The organism is Phycisphaerales bacterium (assembly GCA_029268515.1).
GTDB lineage: Bacteria > Planctomycetota > Phycisphaerae > Phycisphaerales > SM1A02 > JAQWNP01.
On record JAQWNP010000016.1, the window covers coordinates 310,497 to 329,648 of the forward strand.

The window sequence follows — 19,152 nt, forward strand, 5'->3', positions numbered from 1 at the left end:
GTGTTTATCCTCCAGGAAGCAGGGCTCAAGGCCTCTGACTTCCGAATGCGACCACAACCAACTGTGAGCGCACCTTCACTACCAATAGAAGAATGCAACATTGATGCCAGTTTTTACCCCCCCTAAGACCCCCTTTAAGAGGGTTTGTCGCACCGTAACGGCAATAAGTGGAGCGCCGGCTGCCAGTTTGGCGGCCTCATGGGCATTACACTCTAGCGATGCTGACCATTGGCCAAAAGAGCCTCCCGACACCCCTACTGCTTGCGCCAATGGCCGGCTACTGTGATCTCGCCACACGCCTGATCTGTCGTGAGCTCGGCGGAGTGGGGCTCGCCAGCACCGATCTACTGAACTCTCATAGCGTGCTCGCAGGGGGCCACCGCGTTAACCGCCTCACGGCGACCTGCGATTCTGACCGGCCTCTTTCGATGCAGCTCTATGGGAATCACAATGATCCCCTTCCAGATGCAGCTCGCTGGGCTGTTGATCAGGGCGCTACGACGGTCGACATAAACATGGGATGCCCCGTCGACAAAGTCTGCAAAACAAATGGTGGATCTCTCCTCCTTTGTGATGTTGACCAAACCGTAAAGCTCTCCGCCAAAATAGTAGCGGCGATCAGCGCTAGCAACGTACCAGTAACAGCCAAGATTCGCCTAGGGTGGGCATCAGATCAGATCATCGCACCGCAATTAGCAGCGCAGCTCGAATCAGTCGGAATACAAGCAATTACTGTTCATGGCCGTACGACACAACAGCGTTTTGGAGGCCGTGTTGATCTCTCTGCCATCAGAGATGTCGTGCGTGCCGTCAAGAAAATACCCGTGATTGGCAATGGCGATATACGTGAGCCTGAGGATGCCATTGAAATGATGGCCGCAACAGGCTGCCAAGGCGTCATGATCGGACGAGGCGCACTACGTTGCCCATGGATCTTCAACCGCACCTGGGAGCTCATGCAAACAGGCCACAAAAGTCCAGAACCGCTTGCGGTCGAGAAGATTGATATTATTTCCCGCCACTTAGATCTGCTTTTAGAACATGCAGACGAGTTCACTGCCGTGCTCTGCCTAAGCAAACGCATTAGCTGGTATGGCAAGACAATGCGACATATCAAAGGGCTCAAAGAGCAAATTCGTCTTGCCAAAGACTCGAAGACAATACGACAGGCGCTTGCCCAATGGAGAGGCAAACTCAACTGTGAACCCGCATCAGCGATTGACGCTATTGCCTGCTTTTAAGATGCACTGTCCAGTTTGATCGCATCGATCTGATCAACCTCAAGCCGGAATGGGCCAGCTTTCTTGTCGTACATATAAAACTCGATTGCTCGAACGTCATCTGGCGAAATACGCCCCGCCATGCGCTCTCCAAAGAAGTGCCGTTCCATCTCATTAATCGGTATCACAACCGAGGTCCATGTGTCTTTTTCTGTTGGAAAACGTGTCCAGTAACTATCCGCACCTCGCACACTCGATTTACGAGTACCAATAATCCATGTCCGACCATCGCCACGTACCCGCATTTTAATTGCGTCGGCGCCACGCATTGAGCCTTCTTTCAGGTTCCGGCGGATCGAAGAAAAACCACCGTTGTTTTCCAGCGATGTTTCACCTGAAAAAATCATAGAGCCATTATTGATATTCACTTGGCCAGTCGAACGACCACCCATAACGCCATCAAGAACGATATCCCAATTTCGAGACTCATTCTTGTCATCAAAGCCCAACAGTGCATTTTCAGTCGAGACATTTTTCTTTGGTGTGTTCATCGAAGAGGTATCCGCGTTCATAGCCAATCGATCAATAATGCGACGATATGCCCATGCCTTATCAGAGTCCGTTTTACTGGCCGCTGCTGTTGCTATTTCAGTCTTGAGTTGGCTTCGATCAGACTCACTCAAACCAAAACCGCCCGAGAGGTAAATCGCTTCAAGTGCTGTTGCATAGACGTCGGCACAAGCACCTGTATTACCGTCGTTATAAAGTGGAACACCTCGCTCGATTGTGACCATCAATAACGCATACAGCGGGTTTTGAGCTGGAGGCGGCATGAGAACTCGATCAATCACATGCACAACACCGTTGCTTGCGCTGAGATCTGCAGCACTCACTGCAGCATCTCCGACAAGCACACGCCCCTGCACATAAGACACCGGCAACTCTGTTCCGGCAAGCGTCGTTACCGAGTCACGCCCAATCAGATCTGCTGCCATGAGATTGCCCGACACGACATGGTGGGTCAAGATCCGCTTAAGCGTTGGCGTGCCTGGCTCAGCCAAGACAGCTTGCAACACCTGAGGATCCACCTTTGCAAAGGCTGAATTCGCAGGAGCGAAGACTGTAAAAGGCCCCTGGCCAGACAGTGCCCCACCTAAATCAGCTGCAGTCACAGCTGTCACTAACGTACTGAGATCATCACTACTCACAGCCAACTCAACGATATTCGGCTGAGGCGATGCGAAAGCAAGCGTCGCTGCAATAGCAATTGTCGAAATGGTCATTTTATTCTCTCCCTCTAATAACACTCATTCTTGAGTAAAGTGCTTGTTTACAATTTATTCCTTTAGGGCTTCAGCCACTTTCATCAGCTCTAGTAGTCGCGTTGCTGAAAAGCCTTGATCCCAGAACCAACGAACAATACCGTTCTTATCGATGAGAATGATGCGTCCATTATTTGGTTTTTCATTCCCCGTAAACTCTACAACTGGCTTCGCAGCGCTTCCGTAAAGCGTAACGACCGATGCCCAATCTTCCCTTGGTATTCCACCTCGCATACCATTATCAATCACCGAACTAAACAAACTTGGAATGGCACCGGGAATCGTGGGCACTTCAACAATGCGGTCAGAAAACTCCATTTGCACTAAACCAATTGTCCACCGGTCCAAGTCAAACTGGGTCTCCTGCACATACCCAACCAATAGCAGCAATGGACTACCCAAATAGGCGCCAGGCAAGGCAACGGGAACCTCATTCAATGATTCACCAGTGACTTTTGGAAACGGCTCACCGACTGGATTCCGATTTTTCCAAACAGTCTGACACCCATTGATTGAAAGCACACTTCCTGTCACCAATAAAAGGACAGCAAGAACATACCACTGCTTTCGAAGTCTTCTAACAATAGCCATATGACCTTCCTTGAGCTGGTGTAGACCAACTTCATCACAGCCCCACATAGTAGGCTAGACGGCCACAAATAGTCCGCTCAACAGCACCGTTAAGTCGAGTCATCTTCAACTACACAAAAACTAAACATATCTCGGCAAAGCCGCTCTACTGCGCGCTGGGCTAAATTACGAGCGATAAATGCCTCTAACCGCCAGCCACTACCTTGCCCAGGCTAAAGATCGGCAAGAGAAGAGCAATCGCCATTCCACCAATCACAACACCCATAAAGATGATCATAATTGGTTCAATGTAGCGGGTTGCTTGCTTAACGGCTGAGTCCAGTTCTTCTTCACTGTAAGTCGCAACTCTATGCATAACCTCTGGCAGGCGACCAGATCTTTCGCCAGATGCAATCATCGATGCAACATTTGGTGGAACAAGAGTGCTCTCGGTAACCGCATCACTCAACTGACGCCCCTGACGTACATGTTGCTCCATGCGATCCCACAACTCTTCATAATAGACGTTTTTAGTAACGCCTCGGCAAATCCGAATAATGTCTATTAGGTTCACACCCGCCGTGAGTAACGTGGCCATTGTTTGAGACGCACGTGTGAGATAGAGCTGTCGAAAGATAGTGCTAATAATTGGCACGTTTAATCGGAGCCAGTCGCGAATGCGTTGAGCAAACCGTCTTTGCCAAGACACCACGAAAAAGAGCATCAGGCCAAGTAGCACTGGACCATAAACATAGTACTGCGTTGTAACGAAGCTGCTTACATCTAATAGGAACTGCGTTGGCGCCGGCAGTGATGTTGATCGCATTTCATAAATTCGAGCAAATCGAGGCAACACAAACACGATTAGAAAACCAGTCATAAGTAGCGCCGTACCCATCATAAAAAGTGGGTAAGCGATTGCGCCCTTGATCTTTTTTGCAGTCTTGCGCTCTTTGGCTAGATAATCAGCAATGCGGCCAAGCATTTCTGCCATCGTTCCTGATGCCTCCGATGCCTTCATCAGACTCACCATCATGTTCGGGAATGCCCTCGGCCAACGAGCCATGGCTACGGAAAATGCTTCACCTGCGTGAATATCATTCCGAAGAGCCTCAATCACCTGACGGAAATCCTTCTTACTCGTGTGCAGTAGAAATGCATCAAGGGCTTCCGCTAATGGCACACCCGTTTCGAGCATGACCGACAACTCTCTAGCAAAAGAAATCACATCTTCACGTGTAACACTCTTGGCAGCCTCTTGACGACGAATCTCATCGATACTTAGCTCTTCTGTGATATCGCCAGGATTATCTTTGACTGAAAGAACGTACTTGCCTTCAGAACGCAAGCGATTCGCTACCGCATCGGCACTCTCTCCAGCCAACATCCCAGTGACAATACCACCAGCGCCATCACGAGCTCGAAATGCATATGTGCTTTGCATTGACATAGGTCACTTCTAGACATCACATACTTGTGACGTAAAGAACCTCCTCTGTCGTTGTGAGACCTGCTCGAACTTTTTGCATACCATCTTCGCGCAGACTCTTGTGGCCACTCTTCACCAAGTACTGGCGAATTTCTTGTAGCGTAGCGCCACTACTTATAAGCTTGAGAAGCTTTTCATCAATAATGAGCAGTTCAAAAATACCAATTCGCCCTGCAAATCCTGTTCCGCGACAACGTGTACAGCCACGTCCATGGTAAAGGGACTCGATAGGCACACCTGCATGCTCTGCTGTCGCTTTAGCAACATGGTCTGGCTCATAAGCCTCACGGCAATGTGGACATATTTTCCTGACCAACCGTTGCGCCAAGACTCCTCGCAATGTTGCCGCGACAAGATACGGCTCAATGCCAAGGTTTACTAATCGAATAACAGCGCTGGGCGCATCATTGGTGTGCAACGTAGACAGCACCAGATGCCCAGTTAGAGCTGCTTGAGTAACAATTGTTGCTGTTTCCGTATCGCGAACTTCACCAACCATCATGATGTCTGGATCCTGTCGCAACAATGCTCGAAGCGCCAGCGAAAATGTAAAGCCCGATCTCTCATTAACCTGCGACTGATGAATGCCGCCAATATTCGCTTCTACAGGATCTTCCACTGTCGAGATATTTAGTTCATCTCGATCCATTTGCTCAAGCACAGAATAGAGCGTTGTTGATTTACCTGAACCAGTTGGCCCAGTCACCAATACAACACCATTGGGCTGCTCAATAACCTGCTGCCAATTTGATAACATCTCTGGCGAAAATCCAATCTTGTCGAGTGGCATCCGCGTGTTTTGGCTATCAATGATTCGAATCGCAACCTTTTCGCCAAATTTGCCTGGCATACTCGACACACGCAAATCAATAGGCCGCCCTTCAAGCATGACATGAATGTCACCATCCTGAGGAATCCTGCGCTCCGAGATATCCAGGTTGCTCATAATCTTGATACGACTACAAATCGCCGCATGCATCTTGTGTGGCGGGCACAACTTTTGAAATAGCTTGCCATCAATACGGTAACGCACACGAAGTTGATGATCGTCTGGTTCAATGTGAATATCACTTGCGCCTTCTTGCACTGCAGAAAAGATGATGAAATTCACCAACTTTACGACCGGACTATGCCCTGCAACTTCTTCAAGGTCGGAGATCTCTGTGACTTGCCGTTCAATAACACTGAAGTCTTCTTCATCAATATCTTCGTAGATGTCATCAATGACAAAGACATTTGCTGCCGGCAAATAGGATGCTAAAGCGGATCCTATATCTTCGGCTGTAGCGGCTGCAATCTGCACTTCGTGCCCGGTCATGCGACTTATCTCTTCAATCAGGAAGAGATTGGCTGGCTCTGCCACTGCAACGGTGAGCACACCTCTAACCAAGAACAAAGGCAGCACACGATGTTCTTCAACAAACTCCCTCGGCAGTACTTCTACGACCTTGGGATCTGCAAATCGCGTCGTATTTGAAACGAAAGGTATGCCATAGGCATCTGCAAGAACTTCAAGCACTTGCTCATCTGTGAGATACCCTAACTCAACTAAAACCTCACCAAGAAGCTTGTGATGCCCGGCATCGGATTGTTTATCTAATGCCTCAGAGAGCTGTCCATCATCCAGATACCCGCGCGCTACAAGCATTTCTCCCAACGGAAGTTGGGGAAGTGCTCCAAGATGAGTCAACTTGTCATTTGGGCTTATCATCTATTTGTCCTAGACAAGGCTCCGTGCTGCCGACTCCACAGAATCGTGCATGCTAAAACGCTGCTCTAAACGCGTAATTGAAAAGATCTTTCCTACTGCCTCCGATGGACGCACTAATCGAAGTTGCCCACCGCAACGAGAAACCTCTTCAGACAACCAAAGCAACAGCTCTAGCCCTGCAGAGTCAATCATTTCCAAATTTAGTAGATCTAACACCATTTCAATTTTGCCATCATTAATGCGCTCTAGAAAAGCACGGCGAAACGTATCAGTTTCATCTACTGAGAGCGTACCTTGCACACCAATAACGGTTTTACGATCGTGATCTTCAAAGGTAATTTTCATGCTGCATACCCTCGGTGCTGTGCATACATTTGATCGTCAGCGCGATGCTTCGCAACCATACGGTCGTATTCGCTAAAATCGAGACTTAAGAAGAGTGGCACGAGCTCTGGATCAAACTGCGATCCAGCGTTTCTCTTAATCTCTTGAAGAACTTCGTCGCGATCTCTTGCAGAGCGATAGGTACGTGTAGAACTCATCGCATCAAATGCATCTGCCAATGAAATGATTCTCGCCACAAGAGGAACGTCTTTGCCACATAATGCATGTGGATATCCTTTACCGTCCCATCTTTCGTGGTGATAAAGCACGCCAACTAAAACATCTTGAAGCTCGGGTATGTCTTTCAGAATTCGATAACCCATTTCAGGATGCCGGCGAATCCATTCAAACTCCTCTGAATTCAAATCTCCTGCTTTTTGGAGGACTGCTTCAGGAACTCCAATCTTACCGACATCATGAACCAGTCCTGTGATTCGCATGCGTGACACAGTGCTCTCATCAAGGCCAGCTGCTCGTCCTAACAATTGCGTGAGATGAGCAACACGGCGAGAGTGACCACATGTGTAGCGATCCTTGGCATCAATCGAGGCCGTGAGCGCCTCAAGCGTACCCAGAAACATCGCATTTAAATTGTCGTACAGCGCCGAGTTCTCTAAGAAAATGGCCATGTGTGTGGCTGCTGCACCCAACAGTTTCATGTCTACAGAAGAAGCACCTGTCTGATCCCCCGGCCGCTGACCAGCCACAAGGACGCCCATGAGATTTGAATCAGCACATATAGGATGGGCTAACACTGTGGGGCCAAGATCAGCGAAATGCTCGTGCTCAACTCGTTCACCCGGTTCAAGAACTGAAGGTTGACCAATTTGGACCTCTTGCAGCAGATCTCTTGAAAGCACTTGAACACGCTGGGGTGCTGTTGGTGCAACACCCGTCATAATCAATCGCCCTGCCAGGCTCTTGAGTTTTCCGGAATCATCTGCCAACTGCACACCAATCCACCGGTATGGCAGTGTCTGCAGTAGCTCTTCGCAAGCCATTCGAACAAACCGCTCTGGCTCTTGCTCTACCGTCATGTTGCCAATGATGGTGTAGAGCAGGTTAATCTCTTCGAAAGAATCGCCTAGCTGCTGCCCTACACTTTCAATGGCAGCTCTATCTGACTCTGTACGATGATGATCTTCATGAAGGCATTTCGCCAATTGCACGAGCCGTGGAATATCGCTTTCAGACGACGGAGGCAACTGACCTAACATTTTTTGTGTTATTTTTAGATCGAGACTTGCTGCTTGGCACATCGATACGAGCTGCTCTGACTTAAGGATCGCATGCGTTGGAATCACAACAACTGAATATCCTTCACGACCACGTCGCATGGATAATGGAATAGGCGCAAGCCAGACACCAGGAATCATTTCACGAGGCTTAGGATCTGCTTCACCATTCCAATGCGTCGCCGCATTTTCTAGAGCACGGCGTATCGGACCGGTATTTCCAAAGAGCATGGCAAACCAATCACCAATGCCTCGGTCAAATCGAATCGCTTTACCATCAACATCACAAATCAAGAGACATAGGCCAGCGCTACGAAGTCGTGTTGCCAAAGCCTCAAAGCCATCACCGGCAATTTGAGCTCGATCGATTAGCTTCATGATGCACCCCCTGAAGGCTCACCTACAACAGTAGTTTGCCTAGCAAGTATCTCTTGAACGATTTCGAGCACCTCTCGCGGACTAAAGGGCTTACTCAAAACGCGATGTACATTCCCAAGAGAACGATCTGCGTCGTCAAGCGAGTGGCCGCGAGCAGTGAGAATAATGACAGGGATACCAGCCGTTGAAACATCCTCAAGTAAAACCCGACACATCTCTGTACCGGTCAAATATGGCATCTGATGATCGGTCAAAATAATGTCCGGAAGATGCGTCCGTGCTGCATCTGCACCTTCCTCACCATCGACAGCCGTGAAGACTTCAAAGCCCGCTTTGCGCAGCTTGATAGCCAGCACCTGAACGATGCCAAGTTCATCATCAATGACGAGAATCTTGGGTGACATCATGTGCTCCCTTAGGCCGCCTTACGGGCACCCTCATAGTTCATCGGAATAGTGAACCAGAACCGCGATCCCATCCCTAACGTCGAATCAATCCCAATTTGACCACGGTGCACTTTTTCTACGATGTTCTTGCAGAGATTGAGGCCAAGGCCTGTTCCCTTGGCAATCCGCTTGTAGTTTTCGACTCGATAGAACTTATCGAAGACCCGGCACTGATCGGAAGGCGAAAGCCCCAGTCCTGTATCCGCCACAGACATCACGATGCCTCGAATGAGGTTATCGGAATCACCATGCAATGTGACCCGACCGCCGTCTGGCGTGTACTTAATGGCATTCGAAACCAGATTGAGAAGCACCTGAAAGAGCATATCTTCATCACCTTCTACTGATAGATCGACTGGAGCGAGCTTCGTATTTAGTGAGATCTTCTTCCTTCTGGCCTCTGGTTCAATCGTTTTGACCACTCTGTCGGCCACCTGCCGCATATCTACTCGATCCCGCTCCACCTTGAGGAGCCCTGCTTCAATCCGGCTGATATTGAGCATATTGTCAATCAGGCGTCCCAAACGCTCGGTCTCGCTATGGATGACCTCATAGAAGGAGTGTCGTGCTTCATCGTCTTCTGCATCTCCATCAACAAGCATTTCCACATACCCACGAATCGCTGAAAGAGGTGTACGCAATTCATGGCTTGCTTTGGATACAAAGTCCGACTTCATTCTTGATATTTCGCGCTCGCGCGACAGATCATGAATAATGGTGACCACACCACTCACTTTATTACGATGATCCTCGACACAAGTCATAACAATTTCGCAGGCTGATGTCGTTGCTTCGCCTGATCGCATGATGTCGAGATCATGCTCAATCCGCCGATCATCAGATACATTCCCGCTCTCACGGGTGTCATTAATGAGATCACAAAGAGCGGCGTCTTTAAGCACTGTATGAATCGACTGATGGCTTGCTACTTCAAGATCAAATCCAAGAGTCCGCGCTGCCGCCTCGTTCGCCAGGATAATCTCATTGAAAGAATCTGTGACCAATACTGGATCTCGAAGAGCATTAAGCACAGTCTCGACTTGGCGCCCCTGTGCTTGGGTCACTTGATGACGAATCTGGAGATCACGAAGATGATTGCGAAGAGATTCTTCACGTCTCTGCGAACGATCTACTGCGCTTACAAATGAGTTTGTTATTGGCGACAACCAACGTGAGGGCCTAGGCACCTGTGCGCCTTCTTCCCCAGCAGCAGTAATAAAACGCTGAGCTTGCATCAGTGATCGGTCAATGGCAATTCCAAAAGGCAACAAGACAACTGCAAAGCCAAGCCCAATGAAACCAACCATGACAATAACCCGAGCGCCTGGTGCAAGTGCCTCGAACATGCCGCCTGCGCTAAAAAGCCACAGCACCACGACAACAATCGAGGTCATCAATACAAACAGAGTCAGACTTGCAATCTTACCCACACGCACGCTTGTTGCCCCTTTTGGATCTGAAGGTAATCGCTACTGAAGCGGAACAGAAGTCACCTTTTCTACTTCTGCCAGCCTCTGATAGAGATTTTTTCCATAAACGTTTGATGGTTCTGCCTCCAAGACGAGAGCACATACGTCTTTCGCCTTACCTGAATCCCCAATACCTTCGTACAGATGCCCGAGAACAACGCCAGCCATGACATTGCATCCTTCACGATCCATCGCTTCATTGAGTAAGCGAATAGCCTCATCAATCACGCCTCGTTCTAGATGATGCAAACCAAGGAAGAAGTAGCCATAGCCTTCATCTGGCCTCAGCTCAACTAACCGCGTGCCCGCCAACTCAAGTCGCCGGATGTCACCAATATCAATCGCTAACAATCCCAGTTCCCGCCACGCCTCACTATCGCCTGGTTTTGCTCGAACAACACGCAGATAAACTTGACGGGCTTCATTTTCTCGCCCCATCAGCTGTAGGCATCGAGCTTGCATATGCATGAGACTCGGATCTGCTGGAGCACCACTTTTCTGAGTGCGGCAAAGCGACTCATAAGCTTCCCCGTAAAGACCTGCTGAATATTCAGCTTGTGCTTTTTCATACAGAAGCTGAGCATCATCTGTCTTAAGTAACCGCGCCTCTTCGTAAAGACCTGCAGCTGTTTTATGATCACCTTGTAAAGCCACGATTTGAGCCAACAAATGACGCAACTCACCGTTGTGCTCAAAGTAAGCAGATCGCTCGGTGATCAGTTCCTTCGCAGCTGTATACTGCTGAAGTGCAATAAGAGACTCGGCTGACGCAAGAAGATATTGAATATTTTCAGTATCGTTATCGTAAGCTGCGCGATAGTACTCATATGCTTTTTCGTCATTGGACCATCTCTGATAAACAACGCCTAAGAAGTAATATCCTTCATGATATTTATCGTTGAGCTCAACAGCCTTAAGAAAACCCGCGTGGGCCGCTCCAAGCTTGTGCATCTCCATCAGAATTCGACCCTGAAGCACATGGAACTCAGGAAGCTTGTCATAACGTGCGATCGAAGCGTTTATCTGCCGCAATGATTCTGAAAACTGACCAGTTTCAAATGATCGTTGAGCCTGATCAAATGTCAGCTGCGCATTGACTTTATCCATGCGACCATGAGCATCCTTTCTCGCCACAATTCCGGCCTTCGTTGGGCCGTTACAAGCCGAGAGCGGAAGACTAATCGCCGCCAAGAGAATCAACACCATACGCAAAGACATTTTGTAGCTCCAATACTTACTAAGACTGCACGGCAGACACCCATATGCCTACCGCCCCCAACAGCCTGATCACTTAGGGAATGTCATCAACTTCAACTTCAGCAACCTCGATGGGCTCTTCTTTAGAGTCAGCTTTATCCGAAGCAGCATCAGCAACGACTTCTACAGATTCTTCATCTGCTTCAGCATCCTTGTTGCCTTTGCTATCTGCTTTGGCTTCGACGAGCTCAACAGAGACCTCTTCAGTCTCAGCATCTGAGTCGACTTCATCCTTCTCAACTACGACTTCAAAATCCGCATCGAAGAATTCAGAAAAATCAAGCAAGAAAGGATCAGCGGGCGCAGAATCAGTTTCCATGGCCTGGTTTGATATCACACCATTCAGGAACTTAGCTAATTCAGGCGCAAACTCATCAGTACCAGAGTCCTCGTCACCAACTTGAGTTGACTCCATACTGGAATGAACATCAACAGTAGCAACACTGTCCGCAACACCTTCATTCATTGAAGCAACTTCTTCGCTGAGTTGAGGCGTTGTTTCATCTGTAGTGTCCTCAGAAGCATGGGTCTCAGTCTCTGTCATTGGACTTGACGCATCGCTGCTTGAGTCCGCATCAGGAATGGCTTCAACCTCAACCTCTTCAATTTCAACATCGTTGCCGTCAGTCTCTGCGGCAGCGCTAAAGCGACGCTCTATCATTCGATGAAGAATGCCACGTTCGTAACCATCAACTTTTTCGCCGCCAATTTTTGCTCGAAGGTTATGGATGTCTGGCTGACTTTTCTGAAGACGCAATGAGTTATTCGCATAGTAAAGAGCGAGATCTAAATCTCCTTGCTGATAAGCGCTCCAGGCATCTTCGTTGTAATTGGCTGTAATCTGCTCGCGGCTAAATGGAAGTAAACCAGCACGTGCACCCACGGATACAGCATCTACGAGATGAAGTGAGTCTTCACCCATCTCCCATAACACTTCATCACGAACAATCGTTGGTGTAAGCAAGAAAATGATTTCTTCTCGCTGAACTTGATCGTCCTGGCCTTTGAATGCATCGCCAATGACAGGTATGTCACCCACAATAGGAACTTGACTTCGCTCAATGCTTGTATCTTCTGCAAACAAACCACCAAGCACTAGTGTATGTCCATCACGGACGCGAACATTGGTTGTGATTTCACTTTGTACTTCGTTAGGAATTGACGCAATGCTGGTATCTGTTTTTTCCGTTACCACATCACCTTCTGAGATACTGGGTCGAATCTCCATGCGAATCATGTCATTGGGTGCAATGAATGGCCGGAATGTCAAGTCAACACCTGTATCTAAGAATTCAACATTGAAGCTTGTCGATGTCTGCGTCTGGGTTTGAGTCAAGTAACCGAGGCGACGGCCAACATGTACCCGTGCACGCTGCCGATTCAAACACATGATTTTTGGTCTCGCCAGAATCGTTGTATCGCGAACCTTATCTAGCACACGAAGAAACACAGCGAAATTGTTTTCCACAATGCCAAACTGCAGGCCGCCACGATCTTGGGTCTTGTTCGAAACAGAAGTGGTTACAGCAACACCATCACCTGCACTACCGTTCACGAGATCTGTAACCGCTGAAAGAGGATTCGCGAGATCAAGGAAGCTCAGATCGCCAATAACAGAGAAATCAATACCGAAAGCATTGTCCTCTTTGACTGTGGTTTGAAGTACTGCAGCTTCCACCAAAACCTGCTTCGGAGCAATATCAAGGCTCTGCAGCACTTCAGTAATTGCTTTCAGATTTTCTGGATAGTCAGTAATGACGAGCTTCGCTGAAAACGCATAATCTTCAGCGCCTGCTTCATAAGCTTCTGGCTTAAAGCCTGGAATCACATCACCAACATATGAGATGGCTCCGTCAGGACTTAAGAGTGGCTGAATAAATGCGTCTGCATCTGCAGCAGATAGATAGTAGAGCTCATAGATGACAGAGTCTGTCTTCTTCTTAGCTGATTCAATTGCTTCTAGCTCAGGAACCGTATAGACGTAGATAAAGTTGCCTTCTTCCAGATACCCGTAATTATTAACACGGAGAATCGAGTCGAGCGCTTCTTCAAATGTAACGTCATAAAGATTTGCCGTGACTGTCGCAGATACATTGCGACTTGCAACGATATTCTTTTTGCTCTGAATCGAGAGCATTTCAAGGACTTTGCCAAGATCAGTGTCTTGTACGACTAAATCAATTGTCCCATAGTCGGTTTCACTCACACCATCCGGTGGTGGCGATCCACTTTCTTGAGCTACTGCAACCGTTGCGGTTGATGTAGCAATCAAGAGGGCAAAGGCAAAACCGAACGTGGCTCTTTTCCAACGTTCGGTTATTCGATCTCGACTTGGGATGCTCATCATTCGGTCCACTCCTGCCTCACTCATTGAGTTGGGTTGAGCGATCCCCAGGACCGGACATGCTCAACTCAAAATTTTTCCCCCCCCATTCCAACACTGCTGAACGTCTACTTACCGAAACCAAACGGAAGCGATAGGCGGAGTCAGTCGGACCCATGACTTCATCTCCAATTCGAAGCGTCATGCCGTTGATGATGGCCATCGCTGGCCTCTGCATGACTGCTTCAAGTTGAAATGAAGCGACGGTCCGTTCAGGATCTTCGGCCCCTAAGGCCCCCGACTTGCGTGGTTCTTGTAATGAGTTTGCATTTTGTCCCGATAACTCCAAGAAGTGCCCGTTAATGGTGAATGGATCACGATCCGGTATATCTGCCAAATGGACCAGAACAGCAACTTTTGTGGGGTTATCGGACTTCCTCAAATCTGGACTATCTGAATCCATCGCTGAAGCAATACTTGGATCATCCGCGATCACGGAGCGAGGCATCTGTGAGATGACGATAATCCGAGACCAGAGCAGCAGGCCAACAAGCGTCAAACTGCATAGCAATGCAAATCGGCGGCGATCCGTTGTAATTTGAACCCAGAGTCGGCGAAGTCGAGTTGACATTATTTGCCCTCCTCTTCCAGTTGCGACGAAAATATCGCTTCAACATTTATAGATGCTGTCAGCACTGGCGATTCTGCTCCACTAGCTCGCTCTTCAGCGGCCATATGTATAGCGGTAATCCTGGTCAACTGATCGAGAGACTCCACTGCCTGAACCACTGCAAAAACAGAATCAAAGACAGCACGAATCTCAATGTCGAGAGGCTTGGCGAGCAGCTTGGTGGGCTCCTCACTGTCCAAGGCAGGGAACGCCTCACGTGCCGTAAAAGTCTGATCAAGAACAGTCTGCTGATCAACAGGCAGTGATAATCGTCGTATCAATTCTTCGATATCCGCTGCATCAGGAATTCGCTTGAAGTCGGTCTCAATGATGCCAAGCGAATCAGCGAGCTGTACCCGCATTTCCTCGATCTCCTGAGCATGCTGTGCACTCGTCTCGATCTGAAGCGAGAGCTTATCAATATCTGCATTGACTTCTCGTAGCTTTGAGTAGTTGGGCCATGCAAGTGTGCCAATACCGAGGCCAAAAAGAACCATAACACCCAAGGCAACATAGATTGGCTTTTTATTGGTCAACATGTGCCACTCCTTCTTCAATTGGAAGTGAGATCTGCTCATAAACTGCGGCAAGATTTATCTGGAGACTGAGCCTAAACTCACGAGCGTGTTTACCGCCGATCGGCCGTGTACGACTGAAGTCCAGGCTTACGTTCTCAAAAGGACTAATGACTCTCAGCCGCCCGACCATTTCTGCTATTTCAGCATCTGAGGCTGCAAATCCAGATAACTCGATACGAAGCTGACGAGGAACCTCTTGATCTTTTTGTGAGGAATAGCGACTCCGCGCTGAACGCACTGCTTGACCAGAATCAAGCTGAGCATGTATCTCATCTAACGCAGCCGTTTCCGGCAATGCGTTGATAACTGTGGCCAGAATACTGGACATTGGCAGCGGAGAAGAGACCTCCTCATAGAGACCAATGTACGCTTGCGATTGAGCAATCTCGGACTGAAGACTCGCCAGTGTTTTCTCTATACCAATGGCATCCTGTGCTTCTCGTTGAATCGATGCAAGGCGTGCCTCTGCCGAATCAAGCACCATCTTGGAGTGCGTAATAACAACCACCAGTAATAGAAGTGCACCGCCAAATAGAGCAATAGAACGACCAGTTCGCTGCCCTGCTTGCGCTCGCTGACGAACCTGTGGTGGCAATAAATCTATGGGATGCTGATTCATGCTGCTCGCCTCCCACCACGGGATTCATCAGAGGCTCGATGTCTGGACCAGAGCTTTCGAAGGCTCAAGCCACATGGAACTGCCCAGCGAGATGCCGGACCTGGCTCACGGTTGAGGTGCACCCGAATTGGCTCTAAAAGTGCTGAAAGGGTGCCCTGTTCGTCATCAAGTTCAACTGGGGTTTTACATGCAGATGACATCATTTCCATAAGCTTGGCATCGAGACCATCAAGGCCCGTCATAATCAATCGCTGTGGCGGCATACCCCGGAAGGTAACGCCGTAATAACGAAGACAGAGAACGATCTCCTTAACAAGCTCACTAAAATGCGGACGAACTGCTTCAAAAATCGCTCTCCGGGTAGCCGGCTCGACAACACCTTCAGCCATTGATTTTCCACATCCCCGACGAATTTCGCTTGCCGCAGCTCCATCAAGTTGAAGATGATCTGCAACAGCCTGATCGAACTGCCCACCACCGATGTCCAACTGCTTACAGAAAGCAATTCGGTCACCTCGCAAGATCAACACCGTCGTCTGATCTGCTCCAACCTCGACCACCATTCGCACTTGATCCAAGTCTGCATTACGCCGAGCTTTTTGACTCAATACACGCGACAGTCCACCGAAGTTGGTATCAACAGCAATAGGCTTAAGGCCAGCATCTATGGTGGCCTGTACCCATGGCATCACCTCTTCATGGCGTACTGCCACGAGAATAATCTCTTCACGATTGTTTGGCCCAGTGACTGAAGCTCCAGTAGCAATGTAATCAACAAGCAAATCCTGGTGAGAACAGCTTAGACGCTGTGCTGCCTCCCATTGAACAGCTTGCTGAAGTTCGCTGGCGCTCATACGCGGCAAACGTACCGACTGCACAAAAAGCCTACTTGGCGGCACGCTTAAGACACACTCACGGCCCATAAATCCGCCATGCGTGATAGCTGTCTGGAGCCTTGGCGTCAATGCCTGTGTAGACATATGAGATGTCTGCACATCATCTGCACCAGGCTGATCTGCGGAAACATGGCGCGTTGGCTGAAACAGCTCCAGTGCTGCGCCAACAATGCGCAGCTCCTGACTTTGCATTCGCACTTGCGCAAGACGAATCTCATCGTCTCGAAAGTCGATACCAATAGCGCCAGTCGATGATTTTTTTCGATTCCAGAACACGCCTGCCTCCCTGGACTCCCCCCGGCTGCCCCTGTTAGGGCGTCACCTCACGAACCGTTAACTTCCCCGTAAAAGGCGCCACTTCAACTTCAAACTCGGCGCCGTCAGAAACCACCTTTACTTGCCCACCTGTGCCTGGCTGTTGACCGCTCATGACAGTTCCACCCAACGAGTCAAACGTGATAAAACGTTTGCCACTGTCAAATGATGCGGTATCAATCTCAACGCCAGAAAATCTACTATCAACCGTAAAATCTCGGATGTACCGACCCCAGCTTCCCGGTGACGAAGAAATGTCATCCAGGTAATCTGCTGATTCCGTATCAAATTCTTCGTCAAACTCACTTGGAGTCACACGAACAACGCAGTAACCACTTCCATTGTCATAGAAATAAATACGACGATATTCTTGCTGCGCTACGGCATCAGCTTGAGCATAGGTGATGTCGCCAATCAGCTGCCGAACAGCTGCCTGCGTCTCCATCTGTTCAAGATTGACCAGACGTGGCACAAGGACACCCCCTGCTATCCCTAGCAAGGCTACAGTAAGAAGTACTTCAAGGAGCGTGTACCCCCGTCCGTGGGGGATCACGTTCCCTCTTACCTTCCATGACGTTTTTGCGGCTGTCATCATTTGGACTTCGTGTTGGAATCTGCGAGATCAGCGAGGTTCGTAACCTCAACTTTCATGTTCCCACTTTCCACGTATCCTTTTAAGCTCTTAATTGATCCATCGATTCCTTGAAGCCAATCGATAATGTCTTGACGTTGTCGAAAGTCAATGGTGCCAATATTTGACACGCCACCGTCTGACGACCATCTCTTATTGGTTGGATCTTTTACTTTGTCTACATTCTTACTTGATCGTGGCCCAGCCATCGCGGCGTTCCACGTAGCGGGTCGATCGGAAGCGACCAGCCAAATCACACCAGCTAACGCAAGCGTATTGAGGCATAGGATTACATTCGTTACCTGATTGTTCTTACCTGACTGTGTCATTAGTCACTCCAGTCGACCGATTGAATACGCCTCACATGAACATGTTTGAATGCTCTCCTGAAACCATCGGCCCCTTTCGAGGGCCAAGTGAGCGTGATCTCAAGAAGTTCATCCCCTGATTCCAGTGGATTGCACCAATTGAGACCAAGGTCCGATATCGCTTGGGCAAACACTTGGTATTGAGCCGGTGAAGCCTTGCGCCGAGAACGACATAATTCTCTCGCTGCCACCTGATCCAGTATGTCTGTGGCATGGTGCCCGCCTCGAGGTGGATACCAGACGATGGAATCGAGAACGCTGTTATGACTCAAAACGCCTATTTCTGATGGCTCAGGAGATCCCGAACCATCGGTATCAGCAATCCAGAGCATCATTTCTGTGAATGGATCACGGTCATCCGGCTCGTACAAATGCAAGACTGCACAACTCGCACCTGTTATCTGATGAAGCCTATGTAGCGTGATGTGGATTTTTTCTGGCATCGCTGCGGCAACTTGACCTCGCGTGTCAGCTACTGCACTGCTTGGAGTCGCAAAAATGAATGCAGCTCCCGTCAGCGTTCCTATACCAGCAACGACAAACAATAAACCTACAGCGGCACTGCCTCGTCGTGAGATACAAGCTATGCAAAAGTTCTGATACACGTGTCGCCTCATCGCAGTCTCCATCGATGGAGCGAGCCTATTGGGCCAGGATCAAGAGCATTAATTGTCTTGGTAGATAGAACCATCAGGCATCAATGCAAAGAGCTGTTTCGAGCCACCACTGTCGGTCCAAAGCCAGGCTGCACCACGCAGAGGAACGGCCGAGATAGTTGTATTTGCGTCCTCTTCGATCCAAGGGTTGGTGGGTGCTGTCACAAGAAAATCATTGTTAATCAGTTCCGACCAATCTGTCATTTCAGGAACACCGAACTCAGAGCGATAGAGCTGAATCTGACCACGCGCAATCTGTAGCTGCCTACGAAGCGCCGTGTCTTTGGAATCCTCAGTAATACTTTTGAACTGAGGCACGACTAACATGGCAAGGATGCCTAAAATGACAACCACGATGAGAATCTCAATCAACGTGAATGCGCGCCTTTGAATTTGATGAACAGATTGGGCCATTGCTTTTCCCCTCTTTGCCGCTCAAAGGCGACATTTATTCAAAGGCCTCCAAGAAAATCAAAATCGTGCCCCAAGGCGTTAGCCTTCAAGCACGAGAGTGCCGAGCTCAAAATCCCGACACATCCCCTACTGCGGCTTCCCGCAGACCAGCCAGCACGCTTCGGTGCTGCAAGGTCTACAGGCCCGCAAATAACCTTAGTC

19 protein-coding genes are annotated in these 19,152 nt (G+C 49.0%); 1 reads left to right on the top strand and 18 read right to left on the bottom strand.

Annotated features, from left to right (window positions below):
• Positions 1–218 precede the first annotated feature (218 nt).
• Positions 219–1,241: a tRNA-dihydrouridine synthase gene (locus tag P8J86_11600; protein MDG2055338.1), complete on the top strand. Its 1,023-nt coding sequence runs from the start codon at positions 219–221 to the stop codon at positions 1,239–1,241.
• Here the strand turns inward: P8J86_11600 and P8J86_11605 are convergent.
• From P8J86_11605 to P8J86_11690, 18 genes are all read right to left on the bottom strand, one after another.
• Positions 1,238–2,503 (bottom strand): CIA30 family protein, encoded by a 1,266-nt coding sequence (locus P8J86_11605; GenBank protein MDG2055339.1) that lies wholly within the window; start codon positions 2,501–2,503, stop codon positions 1,238–1,240. The genes P8J86_11600 and P8J86_11605 overlap by 4 nt on opposite strands.
• A 54-nt stretch (positions 2,504–2,557) precedes the next feature.
• The gene (locus tag P8J86_11610; protein ID MDG2055340.1) at positions 2,558–3,133 is read right to left on the bottom strand and encodes a hypothetical protein; all 576 of its coding nucleotides are present in this window, start codon (positions 3,131–3,133) and stop codon (positions 2,558–2,560) included.
• 184 nt (positions 3,134–3,317) lie between these two features.
• Complete coding sequence (locus tag P8J86_11615) at positions 3,318–4,562, bottom strand: type II secretion system F family protein (GenBank protein ID MDG2055341.1); 1,245 nt, start codon at positions 4,560–4,562, stop codon at positions 3,318–3,320.
• Between the two features lie 16 nt (positions 4,563–4,578).
• Complete coding sequence (locus tag P8J86_11620) at positions 4,579–6,312, bottom strand: ATPase, T2SS/T4P/T4SS family (GenBank protein ID MDG2055342.1); 1,734 nt, start codon at positions 6,310–6,312, stop codon at positions 4,579–4,581.
• Between the two features lie 9 nt (positions 6,313–6,321).
• Positions 6,322–6,657 (bottom strand): STAS domain-containing protein, encoded by a 336-nt coding sequence (locus P8J86_11625; protein MDG2055343.1) that lies wholly within the window; start codon positions 6,655–6,657, stop codon positions 6,322–6,324.
• A complete protein-coding gene (locus tag P8J86_11630; protein MDG2055344.1) occupies positions 6,654–8,309 on the bottom strand; it encodes an HD-GYP domain-containing protein in 1,656 nt (551 codons plus the stop codon). The genes P8J86_11625 and P8J86_11630 overlap by 4 nt, the downstream gene beginning before the upstream one ends.
• Positions 8,306–8,716, bottom strand: a complete 411-nt coding sequence (locus tag P8J86_11635; protein ID MDG2055345.1) for a response regulator — start codon at positions 8,714–8,716, stop codon at positions 8,306–8,308. The genes P8J86_11630 and P8J86_11635 overlap by 4 nt, the downstream gene beginning before the upstream one ends.
• 8 nt (positions 8,717–8,724) lie before the next feature.
• Positions 8,725–10,191 carry an ATP-binding protein gene (locus P8J86_11640; protein ID MDG2055346.1) on the bottom strand — a complete coding sequence of 489 codons (1,467 nt, stop codon included), beginning with the start codon at positions 10,189–10,191 and terminating at the stop codon, positions 8,725–8,727.
• A 33-nt stretch (positions 10,192–10,224) separates the two neighbouring features.
• Complete coding sequence (locus P8J86_11645) at positions 10,225–11,442, bottom strand: hypothetical protein (GenBank protein ID MDG2055347.1); 1,218 nt, start codon at positions 11,440–11,442, stop codon at positions 10,225–10,227.
• 73 nt (positions 11,443–11,515) lie between these two features.
• On the bottom strand, positions 11,516–13,828 hold the full coding sequence (locus P8J86_11650) for a hypothetical protein (protein ID MDG2055348.1): 2,313 nt from the start codon (positions 13,826–13,828) through the stop codon (positions 11,516–11,518).
• Positions 13,829–13,844: 16 nt separating this feature from the next.
• A complete protein-coding gene (locus tag P8J86_11655) occupies positions 13,845–14,435 on the bottom strand; it encodes a hypothetical protein (GenBank protein MDG2055349.1) in 591 nt (196 codons plus the stop codon).
• Positions 14,435–15,013 carry a type 4a pilus biogenesis protein PilO gene (gene pilO, locus P8J86_11660; GenBank protein ID MDG2055350.1) on the bottom strand — a complete coding sequence of 193 codons (579 nt, stop codon included), beginning with the start codon at positions 15,011–15,013 and terminating at the stop codon, positions 14,435–14,437. Before pilO ends, P8J86_11655 begins: the two co-directional genes overlap by 1 nt.
• Complete coding sequence (locus P8J86_11665; protein ID MDG2055351.1) at positions 15,000–15,671, bottom strand: hypothetical protein; 672 nt, start codon at positions 15,669–15,671, stop codon at positions 15,000–15,002. The genes pilO and P8J86_11665 overlap by 14 nt, the downstream gene beginning before the upstream one ends.
• Positions 15,668–16,843 (bottom strand): pilus assembly protein PilM, encoded by a 1,176-nt coding sequence (gene pilM / locus P8J86_11670; protein ID MDG2055352.1) that lies wholly within the window; start codon positions 16,841–16,843, stop codon positions 15,668–15,670. Before pilM ends, P8J86_11665 begins: the two co-directional genes overlap by 4 nt.
• Before the next feature lie 34 nt (positions 16,844–16,877).
• Positions 16,878–17,354 carry a hypothetical protein gene (locus P8J86_11675; protein ID MDG2055353.1) on the bottom strand — a complete coding sequence of 159 codons (477 nt, stop codon included), beginning with the start codon at positions 17,352–17,354 and terminating at the stop codon, positions 16,878–16,880.
• 119 nt (positions 17,355–17,473) lie between these two features.
• Entirely contained in the window at positions 17,474–17,842 is a 369-nt protein-coding gene (locus P8J86_11680) for a hypothetical protein (GenBank protein MDG2055354.1), read from the bottom strand.
• Positions 17,842–18,498: a hypothetical protein gene (locus tag P8J86_11685; protein MDG2055355.1), complete on the bottom strand. Its 657-nt coding sequence runs from the start codon at positions 18,496–18,498 to the stop codon at positions 17,842–17,844. The genes P8J86_11680 and P8J86_11685 overlap by 1 nt, the downstream gene beginning before the upstream one ends.
• A gap of 48 nt (positions 18,499–18,546) precedes the next feature.
• Positions 18,547–18,951, bottom strand: coding sequence for a type II secretion system protein (locus P8J86_11690; GenBank protein ID MDG2055356.1), 405 nt, complete (start codon positions 18,949–18,951; stop codon positions 18,547–18,549).
• Between the last annotated feature and the right edge of the window lie 201 nt (positions 18,952–19,152).